Consider the following 15,395-nt stretch of genomic DNA (forward strand, 5'->3'; position numbering starts at 1 on the left):
GCGCCCTCCTCAGGAGCCGGTTGGCTTCGGTCAGTGGTGCGTGGCCACCTCCGCGCCGTGGCCGGTCAGCGAGCGGACCTCCATCTCGGCGTACTTCGCGGCGTTGTACTCCTTGCTGGTCACCGTCCCGAGGTAGCCCAGGAGGAAACCGAGCGGGATCGAGATGATCCCGGGGTTGTCCAGCGGGAACCAGTGGAAGTCGACGCCCTGGAGCATGGACGGGCTCTTCTTGGTGGCCGGGTCGATCGGCTTGCCGGACACGACGGGGCTGAAGATGATCAGCGTGATGGCGCTGACCAGGCCGCCGTAGATCGACCACAGCGCGCCCCTGGTGTTGAACCGCTTCCAGAAGAGCGAGTAGAGGATCGTCGGCAGGTTCGCGCTCGCGGCGATGGCGAAGGCGAGCGCCACGAGGAAGGCGATGTTCTGCCCGAGGGCGAAGATGCCGCCGACGATGGCGACGGCGCCGAGGACGAGGGCGGCGATCCGCGCGACCTTGACCTCCTCCTCCGGCGTGGCCTTCCCGCCCTTGACGACGGTGTTGTAGATGTCGTGCGACAGGGACGCGCTGGCCGTGATGGTCAGGCCCGCGACGACCGCGAGGATCGTGGCGAAGGCGACGGCGGAGATGATCCCGAGCAGGATCTCGCCGCCGAGCTCGAAGGCGAGCAGCGGGGCGGCCGAGTTGACGCCGCCGGGCGCCTTCTTGATCGCGCTGGCGCCGACGAGCTCAGCCGCACCGAAGCCGAGGACCAGCGTCAGCAGGTAGAAGATCCCGATGAGCCAGATCGCCCACACGACCGAACGGCGCGCCTCGCGCGAGGTCGGCACGGTGTAGAAGCGCATGAGCACGTGCGGCAGGCCGGCCGTGCCGAGCACGAGCGCCATGGCCAGGGAGATGAAGTCGACGGGGTTCTTGTACTGCAGACCCGGCTGGAGCAGGTCCTTGCCGCCGGCGCTCTGCGAGACGCTCGTCGCCTCCCCGAGCAGCGTGGACAGGCTGAACCCGAACTTGCCGAGGACCCAGAGCGTCATGACGGCGGCTCCGATGATGAGCAGCACGGCCTTGATGATCTGCACCCACGTCGTGCCCTTCATGCCGCCGTAGATGACGTAGAAGATCATGATGACGCCGACGACGAGGATGACGACGCGCTGGCCCACGGCTCCCTCGATGCCGAGCAGGAGGGCGACGAGGCCTCCCGCGCCGGCCATCTGGGCGAGCAGGTAGAAGAACGAGACCACGAGCGTCGAGATCGCGGCGGCGATGCGCACCGGGCGCTGGCGCAGCCGGAAGCTGAGCACGTCGGCCATCGTGTACTTGCCGACGTTGCGCAGCAGCTCGGCGACGAGCAGCAGCGCCACGAGCCAGGCGACGAGGAACCCGATCGAGTAGAGGAAGCCGTCGTAGCCGTTGACGGCGATGGCCCCGGCGATGCCGAGGAACGAGGCGGCCGACAGGTAGTCGCCGGCGATGGCGATGCCGTTCTGGCGGCCCGTGAAGGCGCGGCCGCCGGCGTAGTACTCCGCGGCGCTGCGGTTGTTGCGCGAGGCCCGGATGACGATCGCGAGCGTGACGACGACGAACAGGGCGAAGATGCCGATGTTGATGGCCGGGTTGCCGACGGTCGTGCCCGCCGCCGGGGCGAGCGACGGCGCCAGCGACGGCACCGACGTCAGGAGCGCGCTCACTGGTCCGCTCCCATCTTCCGGGCGAGGGCCTCGGCCTCGGGGTCGAACACGCGGTCGGCCCAGCGGGCGTAGACCATCGTGATCGTGAAGGTGGAGACGAACTGCAGGAGGCCGAGGATCAGCCCCCACGTGATGTTGCCGACCACCCGCGTGCCCATGAAGTCCTTGGCGAAGACGGAGAGCAGGACGTAGAGGAAGTACCACGCGAGGAACAGCGCGGTCAGCGGGAAGACGAAACGGCGGAACTTGCTGCGCAGCTGGGCGAACTCGGGTGAGTCCTGCATGGCGACGTTGGCGTCGACGACGACGCGGTCTGGAGCCTCTTTGCTCACGGGCCACCTCCGGGGCGGTTCGGGTCGTGCCTGGCGTGCCAGGTGGGCAGCAGGTGCTGCGGCCGGCGACAGCAAAGGTAGGAGCGCTCCCGCCTCCTTGTCCGCCCCTGTCGGCGGCCCGTCGCCCAGCGGCGCAGACCCTTCGCCGTGCGCGGGATCAGCTGCGCCGAGCGGTCGTGCCCGAGCGACGAACGGCACCGTCGGTGCCGTCCCGGCCGGCCGCGCTCTCGGTCGCGCCCCTGCCGTATGCCGTCCCTGTCGGCCGGTGTGCCGGCCCGCTCCCGACGTCGCCGCCCACGCTCCCCTGCTCGGCTGCGCCTGCCCCCACCCTGGCTGCCCCGGCCTCGCGCCGCTCCGGGTGGAAGGAGCCCCGGTTGAGGTGCACGTCCTCGGGCGCGTGCAGCCGCACCATGGTGCGGCTCACGTGGTCGGGGCGTCGCGAGCGAGTCGCGAGCGATGCCGCCACCATCGTCGCGAACGACAGCGGCACGCTCACGGCGGCCGGCTGGGTCATGACGACGCCGAACCAGCCGCCGGTCGCGACGCCGAAGGTGGTCGTCACGACGGCGCCCATGGACAGGCCCCCGCCGACCACCATCCCGGCCACGGCACCGAAGGCGGTCAGCCCGCGCCACCAGATCCCGAGGAGCAGCATCGGGCAGAACGTCGATGCCGCGACCGCGAAGGTGAGCTCCACGGCGTGGGCGACCGGCACGCCGGCCGAGACGACGGTCAGCAGGAGCGAGACGAGCACGACGACCACGGTCGAGAGCCGGAAGGCGCGGATCCCCTGCCGGTGGCCGGCTCCCCAGCCCAGCAGGTCCTGGCTCAGCACACCGGCCACCGAGACGACGAGGCCGGTCGACGTGGAGAGGAAGGCCGCGAAGGCGCCGGCGGCGAGCAGCGCGGTCAGGCCCTCGGCGAGCGGTCCGTCGAAGACCCGGCTGGGCAGCTCGAGCACCACCGAGTCCGCCCGCCCGGCGGCCACGAGGTCGGACGCCACGTAGCGCCCCAGCACGCCGTAGGCGACGGGCAGCAGGTAGAAGCCGGACAGCAGCACGAGCACGACCAGCGTGGCCCGCCGCGCCGCCTGCCCGTCGCGGTTGGTGTAGAAGCGCACGACGACGTGCGGCAGCCCCATCGTGCCGAAGAAGGTGGCGAGGACGAGGGAGTACGTCAGGTAGAGGGCGTGCTCACCGCGCAGTGGCTCGACCCAGTCGGCGACGAGGACGGCACCGGTCCGCGGGTGGCCGGACCGGGCGCCGACTGCTGCGAGCAGGAAGAAGAGGGGCGTGAGGAGCGCGACGAGCTTGAGCCAGTAGTGGAAGGCCTGGACGAGGGTGACGCTGCGCATGCCGCCCGGCAGGACGTTGAGGCCGACGACGGCGGCCACCGCCAGCTGCCCCACCCAGCTGGGGGCACCGGTCAGGGTCCGCAGGGTCAGGCCGGCGCCCTGGAACTGCGGGATGAGGTAGAGCAGGCCGATCGCCACGACGAGCAGGCTCGAGGTGCGGCGGGCGACGACGGACTCGAGCCGGAGCTGGGCGAAGTCGGGAAGCGTGTAGGCACCCGAGCGGCGCAGTGGCGCGGCCACGAAGACGAGCAGGAGCAGGTAGCCGGCGGTCCAGCCGACAGGGAGCCACAGCATGTCGACGCCGCGGGCGAGGACGAGACCGGCGACGCCGAGGAACGAGGCGGCAGAGAGGTACTCGCCGCTGATCGCCGAGGCGTTGAGCACCGGACCGACCCCGCGGGAGGCGACGTAGAAGTCGCTCATCGTCCGCGAGAGGCGCAGCCCGAACGCGCCGACGGCCAGTGAGGTGACGGAGACGAGGACGAGGGCTGCGATGCTCGCCGAGTTGGTCACCGACGCACCCGCCTCACCGTCCGGCGAGCAGGTCGCTGAAGTCGGCCTCGTTGCGCTCGGACCTGCGCACGTAGAACCACCCGAGCAGGATGATCTCCGAGAAGGCCGCGACCGTCAGCAGCAGCCATGGCAACGGCACGCCGAGGAGCCGGATCTCGGCGACCGCCGGGACGGCGCGAAAGGCCAGCGGGAGCAGCCCGAGGGTCGAGGCGAGCACGGCCAGGACCACGACCGCGAGCCGCAGCTGGCTGCGCATGAGCGAGGAGATGTAGACCTCACCCAGCCGGGTCTGCTCGTCGATCTCCGACGCGATCGACACGCTGCGGGTGCGCGCCGCGGACGTGCGTGGGCTCGTCACCCGGACGCGCGCCCCGGCGCGTGCACCGGTGGGGTCGTCCGGCACGGGCCGGTCGGCGGCGCTCACGTCACCGACCGGCCGAGCGGCTGGGCGCGGCGGACGAGCAGGTCGCGCAGGGCGCGGGTGTGGCGGCGGCTGACGACGAGCTCGTGCCCGCCGACGACGACGGTGGTGCGCCCGCCCTCGGTGCGCCACTCGGTGATGTGGCCGAGCGCCACCAGCGAGGAGCGGTGGATGCGCACGAACCCGGCGTCTCGCCACTGGTCGGCCAAGGTGGTGAGGGGCACCCGGACCAGGTGGCTGCCGGTCGCCGTGTGCAGCCTGGCGTAGTCGCCCTGGGCCTCGACGAAGAGCACCTCGGAGCGCTGCACCAGCCGGCTCACGCCACCGAGCTCGACGACGATGCTCTCGTCGGCGGACGCGGCGGCCGGCTCCCGCCCGTGCAGCTGGCGCACGACCCGGCGCACCGCCTGGTCGAGCCGCTCGTCGCGCACCGGCTTCAGGACGTAGTCGACGACGTTGAGCTCGAACGCGTCGACGGCGTGCTGCTCGTGCGCCGTGACGAAGACGATCGGCGGCTGGGTGGTGAAGCGGGACAGCACCCGCGCAAGGTCGAGCCCGCTCAGGCCCGGCATCTGCACGTCGAGGAAGACGGCGTCGACCTGCTCCTCGTGGAGCACGCGGAGCGCCGCCTCGCCGGAACCCGCGGGCACCACCTGCCCGACGCACTCGTGACGGCCGAGCATCCAGGCCAGCTCGTCGAGCGCGGGCGCCTCGTCGTCGACGGCCAGCACCCGCAGCAGCGGGACGGCGGGAGAGGTGCTCACACGTGCACCCCCGGCCGGAACTTCGGCAACCGCACGACCACCCTCGTGCCCGCGCCCGGCGCCGTCTCGACCACGAGGCCGTAGTCGTCGCCGAAGGCCGTGCGCAGGCGCTCGTCGACGTTGGCCAGACCCACGGAGCCGCTGCTCGGGTCGCCGGCCAGCACGCGGCGTACGCGCTCGGGGTCCTCCCCCACGCCGTCGTCCTCGATCGTCACGACGCACTCGTGGTCGGCGTCCTGGGCCGTGATGCTCACCTCGCCGGCACCCGCCCGGCCCTCGATGCCGTGCTGGACGGCGTTCTCGACGAGCGGCTGCAGGCACAGGAACGGCACGACGACGGGCAGCACCTCCGGCGCCACCCGCACGGTCACCCGCAGGCGGTCCCCGAAGCGGGCCTTCTCGATGACGAGATAGGCCTCGATGGAGCGCAGCTCCTCGGCCAGCGTCGTGAACTCGCCGTGCCGCCGGAAGGAGTAGCGCGTGAACTCGGCGAGGTCGAGGAGCAGCTCACGCGCCCGCTCCGGGTCGGTCCGCGTGAACGACGCGATCGCGGTCAGCGAGTTGTAGATGAAGTGCGGGCTGATCTGGGCCCGCAGGGCCCGCACCTCGGCCTCCATGAGCCGGGTGCGCGAGGCGTCGAGCTCGGCGAGCTCGAGCTGTCCGGAGACCCACCGGGCCACCTCGTCGGTGGCCCGGACCAGGCTCGCCGACGCCAGCCCGGTGAAGACCTGCAGGGTGCCGACCACCTTCCCGTCGACGCCCAGCGGCGCCACGATCGCCTGACGCACGACGCACGACGACTCCGCGCAGGCCACGTCCGCCCTGTCCACGACGGTGGTGCGGCCGTGAGCGAGGGTGCTCGCGGCGATGACGCCCGGCTGGCTCGCGTGGTGGGAGCGCCCGCCGTCCCACGCCAGCAGCCCGGAGGTGTCGGTCATGGCCACCGCCGGCGCACCGAGCAGGGCACGCAGGTGTCTGAGGGACTTCTCGGCCGCTGCGGCGCTGAGCCCCATCCGCAGTGGCGGCGACGCCAGCAGGGCCGTGTGCAGGGTGCGGTACGTGGCGCGGTCGGCCTCGGTACCGAGGTGACCGCGACGCAGCAGTGCGCCCCACGAGCTCATGGCCACACCCTAGAGGGCCACCCCCGCGGGCCTCCGGAACGTCGAGTGGGCACTTTCCCGGGGAAAGTGCCCACTCGAGGTGGTGGACGACCGAGAACCCGGCGTCCGATTCGGTGCGTGCCCTCAGGCGTCGCCCTCGTCGGCGGCGTGGTGCCACAGGCCCGCACGGCGCTCGGCCTCGAGCTCCTCCTGCGTGGCAGCCCGGGCGGCGTAGCGGTCGCGCTGCGCCTCGCGCTTCTCGTCGCGGGTCGGGCGGGACGACTCCGACAGGCGCAGGTCGGTGCCGCGCGTGCCGAGCAGCTCGGCACCCGCCTGCAGCGTCGGCTCCCAGTCGAACACGACGGCGTCATCGGTGGAGCCGATGACGACGGTGTCGCCCGCGACGGCGCCGACCTTGTAGAGCTCCTCCTCGACGCCGAGGCGCCCGAGCCGGTCGGCGAGGTAGCCCACGGCCTCGTCGTTGCTGAAGTCGGTCTGGCGCACCCAGCGCACCGGCCGGTCGCCGGTGACACGGAAGAGCACCCCGTCGGGGCCCTCCTCGCGGGTGACCGTGAAGCCCTTGTCGTCGACAGAGCGCGGTCGCAGGACGACGCGCTTGGGCATCGCGGCCTCTGCCTCGATCTCCTTGCGGGCCTCTTCGACGTGGCGCGCCATGGCGAAGGTCAGCTCGCGCAGGCCCTGGTGGGCGACGGCCGAGACGACGAAGACCTCCAGGCCTCGCGCCTCGAGGTCGGGCTTGACCATCTCGGCGAGCTCGCGGGCCTCGGGCACGTCGGCCTTGTTGAGCACGACGATGCGGGTGCGCTCGGCGAGCGGCCGTCCACCGAGGTCGGCGTCGGGGACGTAGAGGGCCAGCTCCTGCTCGATGACGTCGAGGTCGGACATCGGGTCGCGGCCCGGCTCCAGCGTCGCGCAGTCGATGACGTGGACGAGCACCGAGCAGCGCTCGACGTGGCGCAGGAACTCCAGGCCCAGCCCCTTGCCCTCGTGCGCGCCGGGGATGAGGCCGGGCACGTCGGCGATCGTGAAGCGGCTCGAGCCGGCCGTGACCACGCCGAGGTTGGGCACGAGCGTCGTGAACGGGTAGTCGGCGATCTTCGGCTTGGCCGCCGACAGCACCGAGACGAGCGAGGACTTGCCGGCGCTCGGGAAGCCGATGAGGGCGACGTCGGCGAGCGACTTGAGCTCGAGCACGACCTCGACGTCCTCGCCCGGCTCACCGAGCAGGGCGAATCCGGGCGCCTTGCGCCGCGCGCTCGACAGTGCCTTGTTGCCCAGGCCCCCGCGGCCGCCGGCGGCGATGACGTGCTCGGTGCCCATCCCGACCAGGTCGACGATGATGTGCCCGGCGCGGTCCTTGACGACGGTCCCCTCCGGGACGGGCAGCACGAGGTCGTCGCCGTCGGCGCCGTTGCGCTCGTCACCGGCCCCGGGAGCGCCGTTGCCCGCCTTGCGGTGCGGGTGGCGGTGGTAGTCGAGCAGCGTCGTCGCCTGCGGGTCGACCCGGAGGATGACGGAGCCGCCACGGCCGCCGTTGCCGCCGTCGGGGCCGCCGAGCGGCTTGAACTTCTCGCGCTTGACGGAGGCGACGCCGTGGCCGCCGGCTCCGGCGCTGAGGTGCAGCACCACTCGGTCGACGAAGGTCACTGCCATGGGAGGTCACTCTTCCAGATCAGGTGGGCGGACGGCATACGGCGTATGCGGCCGGGCCCGGGAAAGGCGGAAGGGCGGGCCGCGCGGGCCCGCCCTTCCGGAAAAAGCTCAGTGCGTGATCGAGGCGATCACTCGGCGGCCGCGGTCTCCGGCTGCTCGATGTTGACCGTCTTGCGGCCACGCTTGGTGCCGAACTTGACGGCGCCGGCCACGAGGGCGAACAGCGTGTCGTCGCCACCGCGGCCGACACCCTCACCCGGGTGGAAGTGCGTGCCGCGCTGACGGACGAGGATCTCGCCCGCGTTGACCTTCTGGCCACCGAAACGCTTGACGCCGAGGAACTGTGCGTTCGAGTCGCGACCGTTGCGGGTCGAGGACGCACCCTTCTTGTGTGCCATGTCAGTTACTCCTTGAGGACGTTCTGTGCCGAGCCGTCAGGCGTCGATCACGCGGTGATGTCAGTGATCTTGACCTGGGTCAGCGGCTGACGGTGGCCCTGACGCTTGCGGTAGCCGGTCTTGTTCTTGTACTTCATGATCGTGATCTTGGGGCCCTTGGCGGCCTTGACGACCTCGGCCTTCACCGACACCTTGGACAGCTTGTCGGCGTCGGACGTGACCGTGGTCCCGTCCACGAGGAGCAGCGGCGTGAGCTCGATGGCATCGCCGGGCTGACCCGTCACCTTGTCGACGAGCAGGACATCGCCCACCGACACCTTCTCCTGGCGACCGCCAGCGCGAACAATCGCGTACACAGTGAAACTCACTTTCATCGGGGTTGGACACGCCGCTTTCGGCACCGGCCCGTCAACACGGGCCCGGTGGGCGCACCAAGGAACGAGATTACCGGCTGGGAGCTCGCAGCTCCAAACCGAGTCAGTCGGCCTGCGGGCCCTGCCCCTCCGGACCGGAGCCGGCGTGGGCGCGCGGCGGCCCGGCAGGGGCCACCACCCGACCCCGGCGGCGGCGGCCGCGGGCCGCGGGCTGGACCTCGACGGCTGCCTCGACCGGAGCACTGCCGGTGCTCTCGACAGCCACCTCCGGCGTGGGCTCGGGCGTCGGCTCGGGCGTCTGGGGTGTGGCGGGCGCCGCGTCGTCCGACTCGAGCTCGACGTGCGTCCCGCCCTGGGTCGCCTGCCCGTCACCCGGGTCGGTCGCGTGGGCGTCGTCTCCCGACCAGGGGCCGGTGTCCTCGGGGAAGGCGTGGGCGGAGCCCGAGTCCGAGCGAGGCTGGGACTGCGCCTCGGGCCGGGCGTCCGCTCGGGCCGTGGCCCGGACCTCGGCCCGGACCTCGGCCTGGACCTCGGCGACCGCCTCTGCGGCGGCCTCCCCCGCCGGCTGGCCGGACGCGCTCTTGAGCGCGGCGGCATGGGCCGCTGCAGCGATCTGCGCCGCCGTGGGACCCCCGCCCTTGGGCTCGGCGCCTGCCTGCGCAGGCGGGGTCGACGGTCCGGCGTTGGCGTTGGCGGTGCCGTTGCCGTTCCCGGTGCCGCCCTGGCCGCGTCCGCGGCGACGGGACGCGGTCCCGGCCGGCGGCTGGCTCGCCTCGTGGGAGTGGGCACCCTTGTCGACGGGCTCGGTGTGGATGATGAAGCCGCGGCCGTTGCAGTGCTCGCACGTCTCGGAGAAGACCTCGATGAGGCCCGAGCCGACGCGCTTGCGGGTCATCTGCACCAGGCCGAGCGAGGTGACCTCGGCGACCTGGTGCTTGGTGCGGTCGCGGCCCAGGCACTCGAGCAGCCGCCGCACCACGAGCTCGCGGTTGCTCTCGAGCACCATGTCGATGAAGTCGATGACGATGATGCCGCCGATGTCGCGCAGGCGCAGCTGGCGCACGATCTCCTCGGCCGCCTCGATGTTGTTCTTGGTGACCGTCTCCTCGAGGTTGCCGCCCGAGCCGACGAACTTGCCGGTGTTGACGTCGACGACCGTCATCGCCTCGGTGCGGTCGATGACGAGCGAGCCACCGCTCGGCAGCCACACCTTGCGGTCCATGGCCTTGGCGAGCTGCTCGTCCACCCGGTGGTGGGTGAAGAGGTCCTCCTCGGCCGTCCACTTCGTGACGCGGTCGGCGAGGTCGGGTGCGACGGAGGAGATGTAGGGGTGGATCTCGTTCCACGCCTGCTCGCCCGCGACCACGAGCTGCTTGAAGTCCTCGTTGAAGACGTCACGGATCACGCGGACCGTCAGGTCGGGCTCACCGTGCAGGAGCATCGGCGCCTGGCCGCCGTTGGCCGACCCGGTGCCGCCGTTCTTCTTCTTGCCCTTGCTCTTGCCGGCGCGGGGGGACGACGCCGCCTCGGCCTTGGCCTGGATGTCCTCCCACGTACGCGTGAGGCGCTCGACGTCCGCACGCAGCTCCTCCTCGCTCGCCCCCTCGGCCGCGGTGCGCACGATGACACCGGCGGACTCGGGGACGACCTCGCGCAGGATCTTCTTGAGCCGGGCACGCTCGGTGTCGGGCAGCTTGCGGCTGATGCCGGTCATCGAGCTGTTGGGCACGTAGACCAGGTAGCGGCCGGGCAGGGAGATCTGCGAGGTGAGCCGTGCGCCCTTGTGGCCGATCGGGTCCTTCGTGACCTGCACGAGGACCGTCTGGCCCGAGCTGAGCGCGTGCTCGATGCGCTTGGGCTGGTTGGCCTCCAGGCCCGCGGCGTCCCAGTTGACCTCACCGGCGTACAGGACCGCGTTGCGGCCCTTGCCGATGTCGACGAACGCGGCCTCCATCGAGGGCAGGACGTTCTGGACGCGGCCGAGGTAGATGTTGCCGGCCATCGACACGTTCGTGGCCTGGTCGATGTAGTGCTCGACGAGGACGCCGTCCTCGAGGACGCCCATCTGCGTGCGCCCTTCCTTGTTGCGCACGACCATGACGCGGTCGACGGCCTCGCGACGGGCGAGGAACTCGGCCTCGGTGATGATGGTGCGGCGGCGCCCGGCCTCTCGGCCCTCACGGCGACGCTGCTTCTTGGCCTCGAGGCGGGTCGAGCCCTTGACGGCGACCGGCTCGTCGTTCTGCGCGCGCGGCTGACGCACCCGCACCGACACGTTGGGGGTGTCGTCGGCGGAGTCGGCAGCGGACCCCGCCCGACGGCGCCGGCGACGACGGCGGCTCGAGCCGCTCGCGTCGTCCGACTCGGTGTCGGAGTCGCTGTCCGGCTCGGTGTCGTCGTCGGCGTCGTGGTCGGCCTCGCCCTGCGCGCCGCCACCCGCCGAACCACGCGACTCGCCGGTGGACTGCTTCGGCTCTCGTGCGTCGCCCGAGTCGGAGCCCTGCTCCTGCAGGTCGTCCTCGTCGTTGCTGCGGCCACGGCGGCCCTTGCCACCGCGGCGACGGCGTGAGCGGCGCGGGCCGCTCTCCTCGTCGAGCTCCTCGGTGCGCTGGTCAGCGCGGCTCTCGGCGTCCTCGGGCTCGTCGGCGCGCTGCGTCCGCCCGGTATCGGCAGTCGCCGACTCGTCGGCCTCCTCGGTGGCCTCGACGGCCTCGACCTGCGCGCCTCGGCGACGGCGCGTCGGCACCGCCTTGCTCGCGTCGGGAGCCTGGAAGAGGACGCTGAAGCTGGGGACGACCGGCCGGGGTGCCTCGGCATCGACCGCAGACCCCTCCGGCTCGGTCGGCTGGTCCGTGTCAGAGCCCTGGGCCTCGCCGGCGTCCTCGTCGGCGTCCTCGTCCTCGTCCTCGGCGGAGACGTCCGCCGTGACGGACGGCTGGGTCTCCTGGGTCTCCTGCGCCGCGCGGGGCTCGAGCAGCGAGTCGAGGTCCACGACCGCGGTGGCATCGGCAGCCGCGTCACCGCTCCCCGTGCCGGCGCCCGCGGCCACGGACTCGCCGTCGCCGGAGAGGACGTCGGCGACGAGCTCCTCGACGGCCGCGTCGGCGCGCTCGGACTTGGTGCGCGAACCGCGCCTCGGCGTCCGGCCCCTCGCCGGCGCACCCTCTGCGGGCTCGGCCTTCTTGCGTGCGGCGCGCTTGCGGGCGGGCCGCTTGGCCTCCTGCTCCTCGGCGTCGCCGCTGTGCGTTGCACCGGCCGCGCCGGCGCCCGCCTCGTCCCCGGTTGCCGTGGCCGGCTCGCTCGCCGACGCCGTCGCGAGCTCGGTCGCGGGTGCCGTGGTGGGGCTCGTCGTGGACTCGGGCGTCAAGCTCGTGCTGGGCGTCGGGGCGGACGCCTTCTTCGTGACGCGCCGGCTCGCTCGGCGGCGGGGCGCCGGGGCGCCGGTGGCCTCGGTGGCCTGAGTGGTTTCGGTCGCGTCGGCGGCGGGGGCGCCGCCCGCCTCGCTCCCCTGCTCGCCGCCGAACAGAGTCGCTTCGTCGCCGGTGGTGTCGTTGGATGCCATCAGGCAGCCTCCCGTCAGGTGCGGTGTGACCCACACGCGGCCGGGGCCGTCGACACCGCACGAGTGCGGTTGGAGTCGTCGCGCCGCGTCTGCGACGGGACGGAAGTCGTCTCGCTACACCCGAGGCCGGTTCGCGCTGGGCGCGGCCCCGTCCTCGAATGCCGTCGGCGTCCTGGTCGGCAACCGGTTCGCCGTCATGACCTGGCAGGCCATTCCAGCGGGTCGGTCACCCTCACGTTTGCGGTGTCGAGCGGTCCCTGCGCCAGTCGCGTCACCAGTGGGGGGCGCGGAGGCTGCAGGTCGGCGATCTCACGCAGCGCGGTCAGAATGTCGTCGGGGCGTACAGCAGGTGTGGTGTGCCGTACGACCATGCGCAGTATCGCACAGTCCGGCGTACCTGCGGCGGACGCGTCCACGCCCGACGCGCCCTCGCCCGGCTCGAGCACCCGGGCCGACACGATCGAGCCCCGCACGTCGAAGGTCCGCGGGCCGCTCTTGGTCAGGCGGGTCACCTCGGCCGTCTCGCGCTCCAGCAGCGCCGTCACGGCCGTGGCCAGCACGTCGTGCGGCACTCCGGCGAACTCCAGGACCCAGTCGCTGGCCTCGAGACGGTCGGCCAGGGCTCCGGGCGCGGCCTCGACGACCTGGAGGATGTCGATGCCCTCGGGCAGCGCCTCGTGGAGGGCGACCCTGACCGACTCGGGGTCGACGCGCTGCGTCACGGAGATCTCGAAGTACTCCGCCTCGCTCGCCGTGCCGGTGGCCGCCGCGTTGGCGTAGCTGATCTTGGGGTGCGGGTGGAAGCCGGCCGAGAAGGCCATCGGCACGTCGGCTCGGCGCAGGGCCCGCTCCAGCGCGCGCTGGAAGTCCCGGCTCGAGGTGAAGCGCAGCCGGCCTCGCTTGGTGTAGCGGATGCGCAGCTTCTGGACCGCGGGGTCGGGCGCCGGCCCTTCGGGGACGCGCTGACGTGCCTGACGAGCCATGCCGGAAGGGTAGCCGCTGGGCGGCTCGTGGCCGTACCCGCACCGGCCTCAGCGAGCTGCTCGGCCGCGCTCCTCGTCGGCGCGCCGCTGCCGCGCGGCCGCGTCGGCCTCGTCGAGGCGGGTCGCCTCCGCGAGCGTCGGCGCCGTGCCACCCATGCTGGCGGGCAGGTACTTCAGGTCCGCGCCCGTCAGCGGCTCGTAGGCCGCGCGGGCCACGGCCAGCAGGTCGGCCATGACGGTCTTGTACTGCTGCGTCACCTCGGCGGGGTCGGCGTCCGCCGCCACGGGGATCGGCTCGCCGACGTGGATGATGATCGGGATGTTCGTGCGGCCCAGGTGTCGCGGGTGGCCCTTGGTCCAGACCCGCTGCGAGCCCCAGATGACGACGGGCAGGATCGGCACGCCGGCCTCGATGGCCATGCGGGCAGCACCGGTCTTGAACTCCTTGAGCTCGAAGGAGCGCGAGATCGTCGCCTCCGGGAAGACGCCCACGATCTCGCCGGCCCGCAGCGCGTCGACGGCCGCTGCATACGACGCCGCGCCGGCGGTCCGGTCGACCGGGATGTGGTGCATCCCGCGCATGAGCGGCCCGCTGACGGGGTGGGAGAAGACGCTGTCCTTGGCCATGAACCGTACGAGCCGGCCCGAGCGCTGCGCCGCCAGGCCCGCGTAGGTGAAGTCCATGTAGCCGGTGTGGTTCACCGTCATCACCGCTCCCCCGGAGCGCGGGACGTTGTCGTCCCCGACGATGGTGAACTTCAGCCCCTGCATCGCGAACACCGCGCGGGCGAAACCGATGACGGACGAGTAGACGGGCTCCATGGGGGACACTCTGCCCTGCGTCGCTACGCTTCGGCACATCGATGCGCGGGACCGGCCGCGCCGTCGGACAGGGGAACGCGTGGGCACGACCGCAGCAGTGACGTTCGCCATGCCGTATGCCGTCACGCCGGCCCTCCTTCCGGCGCTCGTGGACAGGGACACCTTCGTCGGGGCCTCCGTGCTGGGGCTCGTCCCGCTGCTGCTCGCGGGTCTGGTCGTCCTGGTCAAGTGGTGGCGGGGCCGCGACGAGATGTTCGACGACCTGACCCCGGGGCTGCTGCCGGCGGACCCGGCGACGGCTCCGCGGCACCGGGTGCGAGGTGGCGAGTGGTCGGGCACGGTGGCGCCGGCGTTCTCCCCTCCGCGCGAGGTCCGGCCAGGGGTGCTCGGCACGGTCCTCGACGGCGTCGCCGACCCGCACGACGTCAGCGCGACGCTGGTCGACCTCGCCGTTCGCGGCTGGTTCCACATCGTCGAGGTCCGGGGGCCCGAGGGCGGCCAGGCCCACGACAAGGCCCGCGACAAGGCCCGCGACTGGGAGCTGCGACGCACGTCCGCCGACCCGGACGAGACGCCCACCGACTTCGAGCGGCTGCTCCTCGACCGAGTCTTCGACGGCCGCGACCGCGTGCGCCTGTCGGCCCTCAAGGGGTCCTTCGCGATGACGATGCGCGAGGCCCAGATCGGGCTCTACCGGGAGGTCGTGGACCGCGGCTGGTATGCCCGGCACCCTCGGGCCCGCAACGGCCGAACGCGGGCGGCGGGTCTCGCCGTCCTCGTGCCGCTCGTCCTCGTCGCACTGGTCCTCGTCGTCACCGGCCTGGCGCAGGCCCACGACTGGTCGCTCACCCCCGTGCTCGTGGGTCTCGTGGCGGCGCTGGTCGTCCTCGCCCGCTGGGGCGGGGCCCGCACGCCCCGGACCGCCGAGGGCACCGCCCTGCGCATCGAGGCCCTGGGCTTCCGCGAGTACCTCGCCACGGCGGAGGCCGACCGGCTGCGCTTCGAGGAGAAGCGGGCGCTGCTGTCCGGCTACCTGCCGTATGCCGTGGCGTTCGGGCTGACGGCGCACTTCGCCGACCTGCTCCGCGACCTCGCCAGGGAGAGCCACTGGGCCGACTACGTCGACGGCCTCGACTGGTACGACTTCGGCGGATCCGGCCCGGACGGCGGCGACCTCTCCCTCGGTGACGCGCTCGGCGACATCGCGGACACCTCCTCGTGGTTCACCGACCCCGGCGACGTGTTCGACGGCGTCGACGGCTTCGTCGACGCGAGCGACTCTCTCTTCTCCTTCCACGGGCTGCCCGGCTGCGGCGACGGCTGCGACCTGCCGGGCTGCGACCTCCCGGGGTGCGACCTGCCCGGGTGCGACCTGCCTGGCTGCGACTTCTGAGGGGAAGCGCCGA

The 15,395-nt window shown here is 72.5% G+C and carries 13 protein-coding genes; 1 reads left to right on the forward strand and 12 read right to left on the reverse strand.

Annotated elements, in window-relative coordinates; all coding sequences use genetic code 11:
• Positions 1–30 precede the first annotated feature (30 nt).
• The 12 genes from ABD241_RS15875 to ABD241_RS15930 form a co-directional block, all read right to left on the reverse strand.
• Entirely contained in the window at positions 31–1,692 is a 1,662-nt protein-coding gene (locus ABD241_RS15875; RefSeq protein WP_425580798.1) for a solute symporter family protein, read from the reverse strand.
• Positions 1,689–1,976, reverse strand: a complete 288-nt coding sequence (locus ABD241_RS15880; RefSeq protein ID WP_142222073.1) for a DUF485 domain-containing protein — start codon at positions 1,974–1,976, stop codon at positions 1,689–1,691. Before ABD241_RS15880 ends, ABD241_RS15875 begins: the two co-directional genes overlap by 4 nt.
• A gap of 205 nt (positions 1,977–2,181) precedes the next feature.
• Positions 2,182–3,891 (reverse strand): sodium/solute symporter, encoded by a 1,710-nt coding sequence (locus tag ABD241_RS15885; protein ID WP_344064731.1) that lies wholly within the window; start codon positions 3,889–3,891, stop codon positions 2,182–2,184.
• A gap of 13 nt (positions 3,892–3,904) precedes the next feature.
• A complete protein-coding gene (locus ABD241_RS15890) occupies positions 3,905–4,315 on the reverse strand; it encodes a hypothetical protein (RefSeq protein ID WP_344064734.1) in 411 nt (136 codons plus the stop codon).
• Complete coding sequence (locus ABD241_RS15895) at positions 4,312–5,076, reverse strand: LytR/AlgR family response regulator transcription factor (protein WP_344064737.1); 765 nt, start codon at positions 5,074–5,076, stop codon at positions 4,312–4,314. The genes ABD241_RS15890 and ABD241_RS15895 overlap by 4 nt, the downstream gene beginning before the upstream one ends.
• Positions 5,073–6,197, reverse strand: coding sequence for a sensor histidine kinase (locus ABD241_RS15900; protein ID WP_344064739.1), 1,125 nt, complete (start codon positions 6,195–6,197; stop codon positions 5,073–5,075). The genes ABD241_RS15895 and ABD241_RS15900 overlap by 4 nt, the downstream gene beginning before the upstream one ends.
• Before the next feature lie 123 nt (positions 6,198–6,320).
• A complete protein-coding gene (gene obgE / locus ABD241_RS15905; RefSeq protein WP_344064742.1) occupies positions 6,321–7,850 on the reverse strand; it encodes a GTPase ObgE in 1,530 nt (509 codons plus the stop codon).
• Positions 7,851–7,978: 128 nt separating this feature from the next.
• Entirely contained in the window at positions 7,979–8,248 is a 270-nt protein-coding gene (gene rpmA / locus ABD241_RS15910) for a 50S ribosomal protein L27 (RefSeq protein ID WP_030200289.1), read from the reverse strand.
• 47 nt (positions 8,249–8,295) lie between these two features.
• Positions 8,296–8,604 (reverse strand): 50S ribosomal protein L21, encoded by a 309-nt coding sequence (gene rplU, locus ABD241_RS15915; RefSeq protein ID WP_142186173.1) that lies wholly within the window; start codon positions 8,602–8,604, stop codon positions 8,296–8,298.
• 121 nt (positions 8,605–8,725) lie between these two features.
• Complete coding sequence (locus ABD241_RS15920; protein ID WP_344064745.1) at positions 8,726–12,184, reverse strand: Rne/Rng family ribonuclease; 3,459 nt, start codon at positions 12,182–12,184, stop codon at positions 8,726–8,728.
• Between the two features lie 194 nt (positions 12,185–12,378).
• Positions 12,379–13,167, reverse strand: coding sequence for a TIGR03936 family radical SAM-associated protein (locus ABD241_RS15925; RefSeq protein ID WP_344064748.1), 789 nt, complete (start codon positions 13,165–13,167; stop codon positions 12,379–12,381).
• Between the two features lie 48 nt (positions 13,168–13,215).
• Positions 13,216–13,989: a lysophospholipid acyltransferase family protein gene (locus ABD241_RS15930; protein WP_344064751.1), complete on the reverse strand. Its 774-nt coding sequence runs from the start codon at positions 13,987–13,989 to the stop codon at positions 13,216–13,218.
• Positions 13,990–14,068: 79 nt separating this feature from the next.
• Here ABD241_RS15930 and ABD241_RS15935 point away from each other — a divergent pair, with 79 nt between their 5' ends.
• Complete coding sequence (locus ABD241_RS15935) at positions 14,069–15,382, forward strand: DUF2207 family protein (protein WP_344064754.1); 1,314 nt, start codon at positions 14,069–14,071, stop codon at positions 15,380–15,382.
• Positions 15,383–15,395: the final 13 nt, after the last annotated feature.

The organism is Terrabacter lapilli, assembly GCF_039531305.1.
Lineage (GTDB): Bacteria > Actinomycetota > Actinomycetes > Actinomycetales > Dermatophilaceae > Terrabacter > Terrabacter lapilli.

Excerpts from the sequence above, each read along its gene's own strand:
- ABD241_RS15880 (WP_142222073.1), bottom strand. The coding sequence starts at position 1,976 with ATGCAGGACTCACCCGAGTTCGCCCAGCTGCGCAGCAAGTTCCGCCGT.
- ABD241_RS15900 (WP_344064739.1), bottom strand. The coding sequence starts at position 6,197 with ATGAGCTCGTGGGGCGCACTGCTGCGTCGCGGTCACCTCGGTACCGAG.
- obgE (WP_344064742.1), bottom strand. The coding sequence starts at position 7,850 with ATGGCAGTGACCTTCGTCGACCGAGTGGTGCTGCACCTCAGCGCCGGA.
- rpmA (WP_030200289.1), bottom strand. The coding sequence starts at position 8,248 with ATGGCACACAAGAAGGGTGCGTCCTCGACCCGCAACGGTCGCGACTCG.
- ABD241_RS15920 (WP_344064745.1), bottom strand. The coding sequence starts at position 12,184 with ATGGCATCCAACGACACCACCGGCGACGAAGCGACTCTGTTCGGCGGC.
- ABD241_RS15925 (WP_344064748.1), bottom strand. The coding sequence starts at position 13,167 with ATGGCTCGTCAGGCACGTCAGCGCGTCCCCGAAGGGCCGGCGCCCGAC.
- ABD241_RS15930 (WP_344064751.1), bottom strand. The coding sequence starts at position 13,989 with ATGGAGCCCGTCTACTCGTCCGTCATCGGTTTCGCCCGCGCGGTGTTC.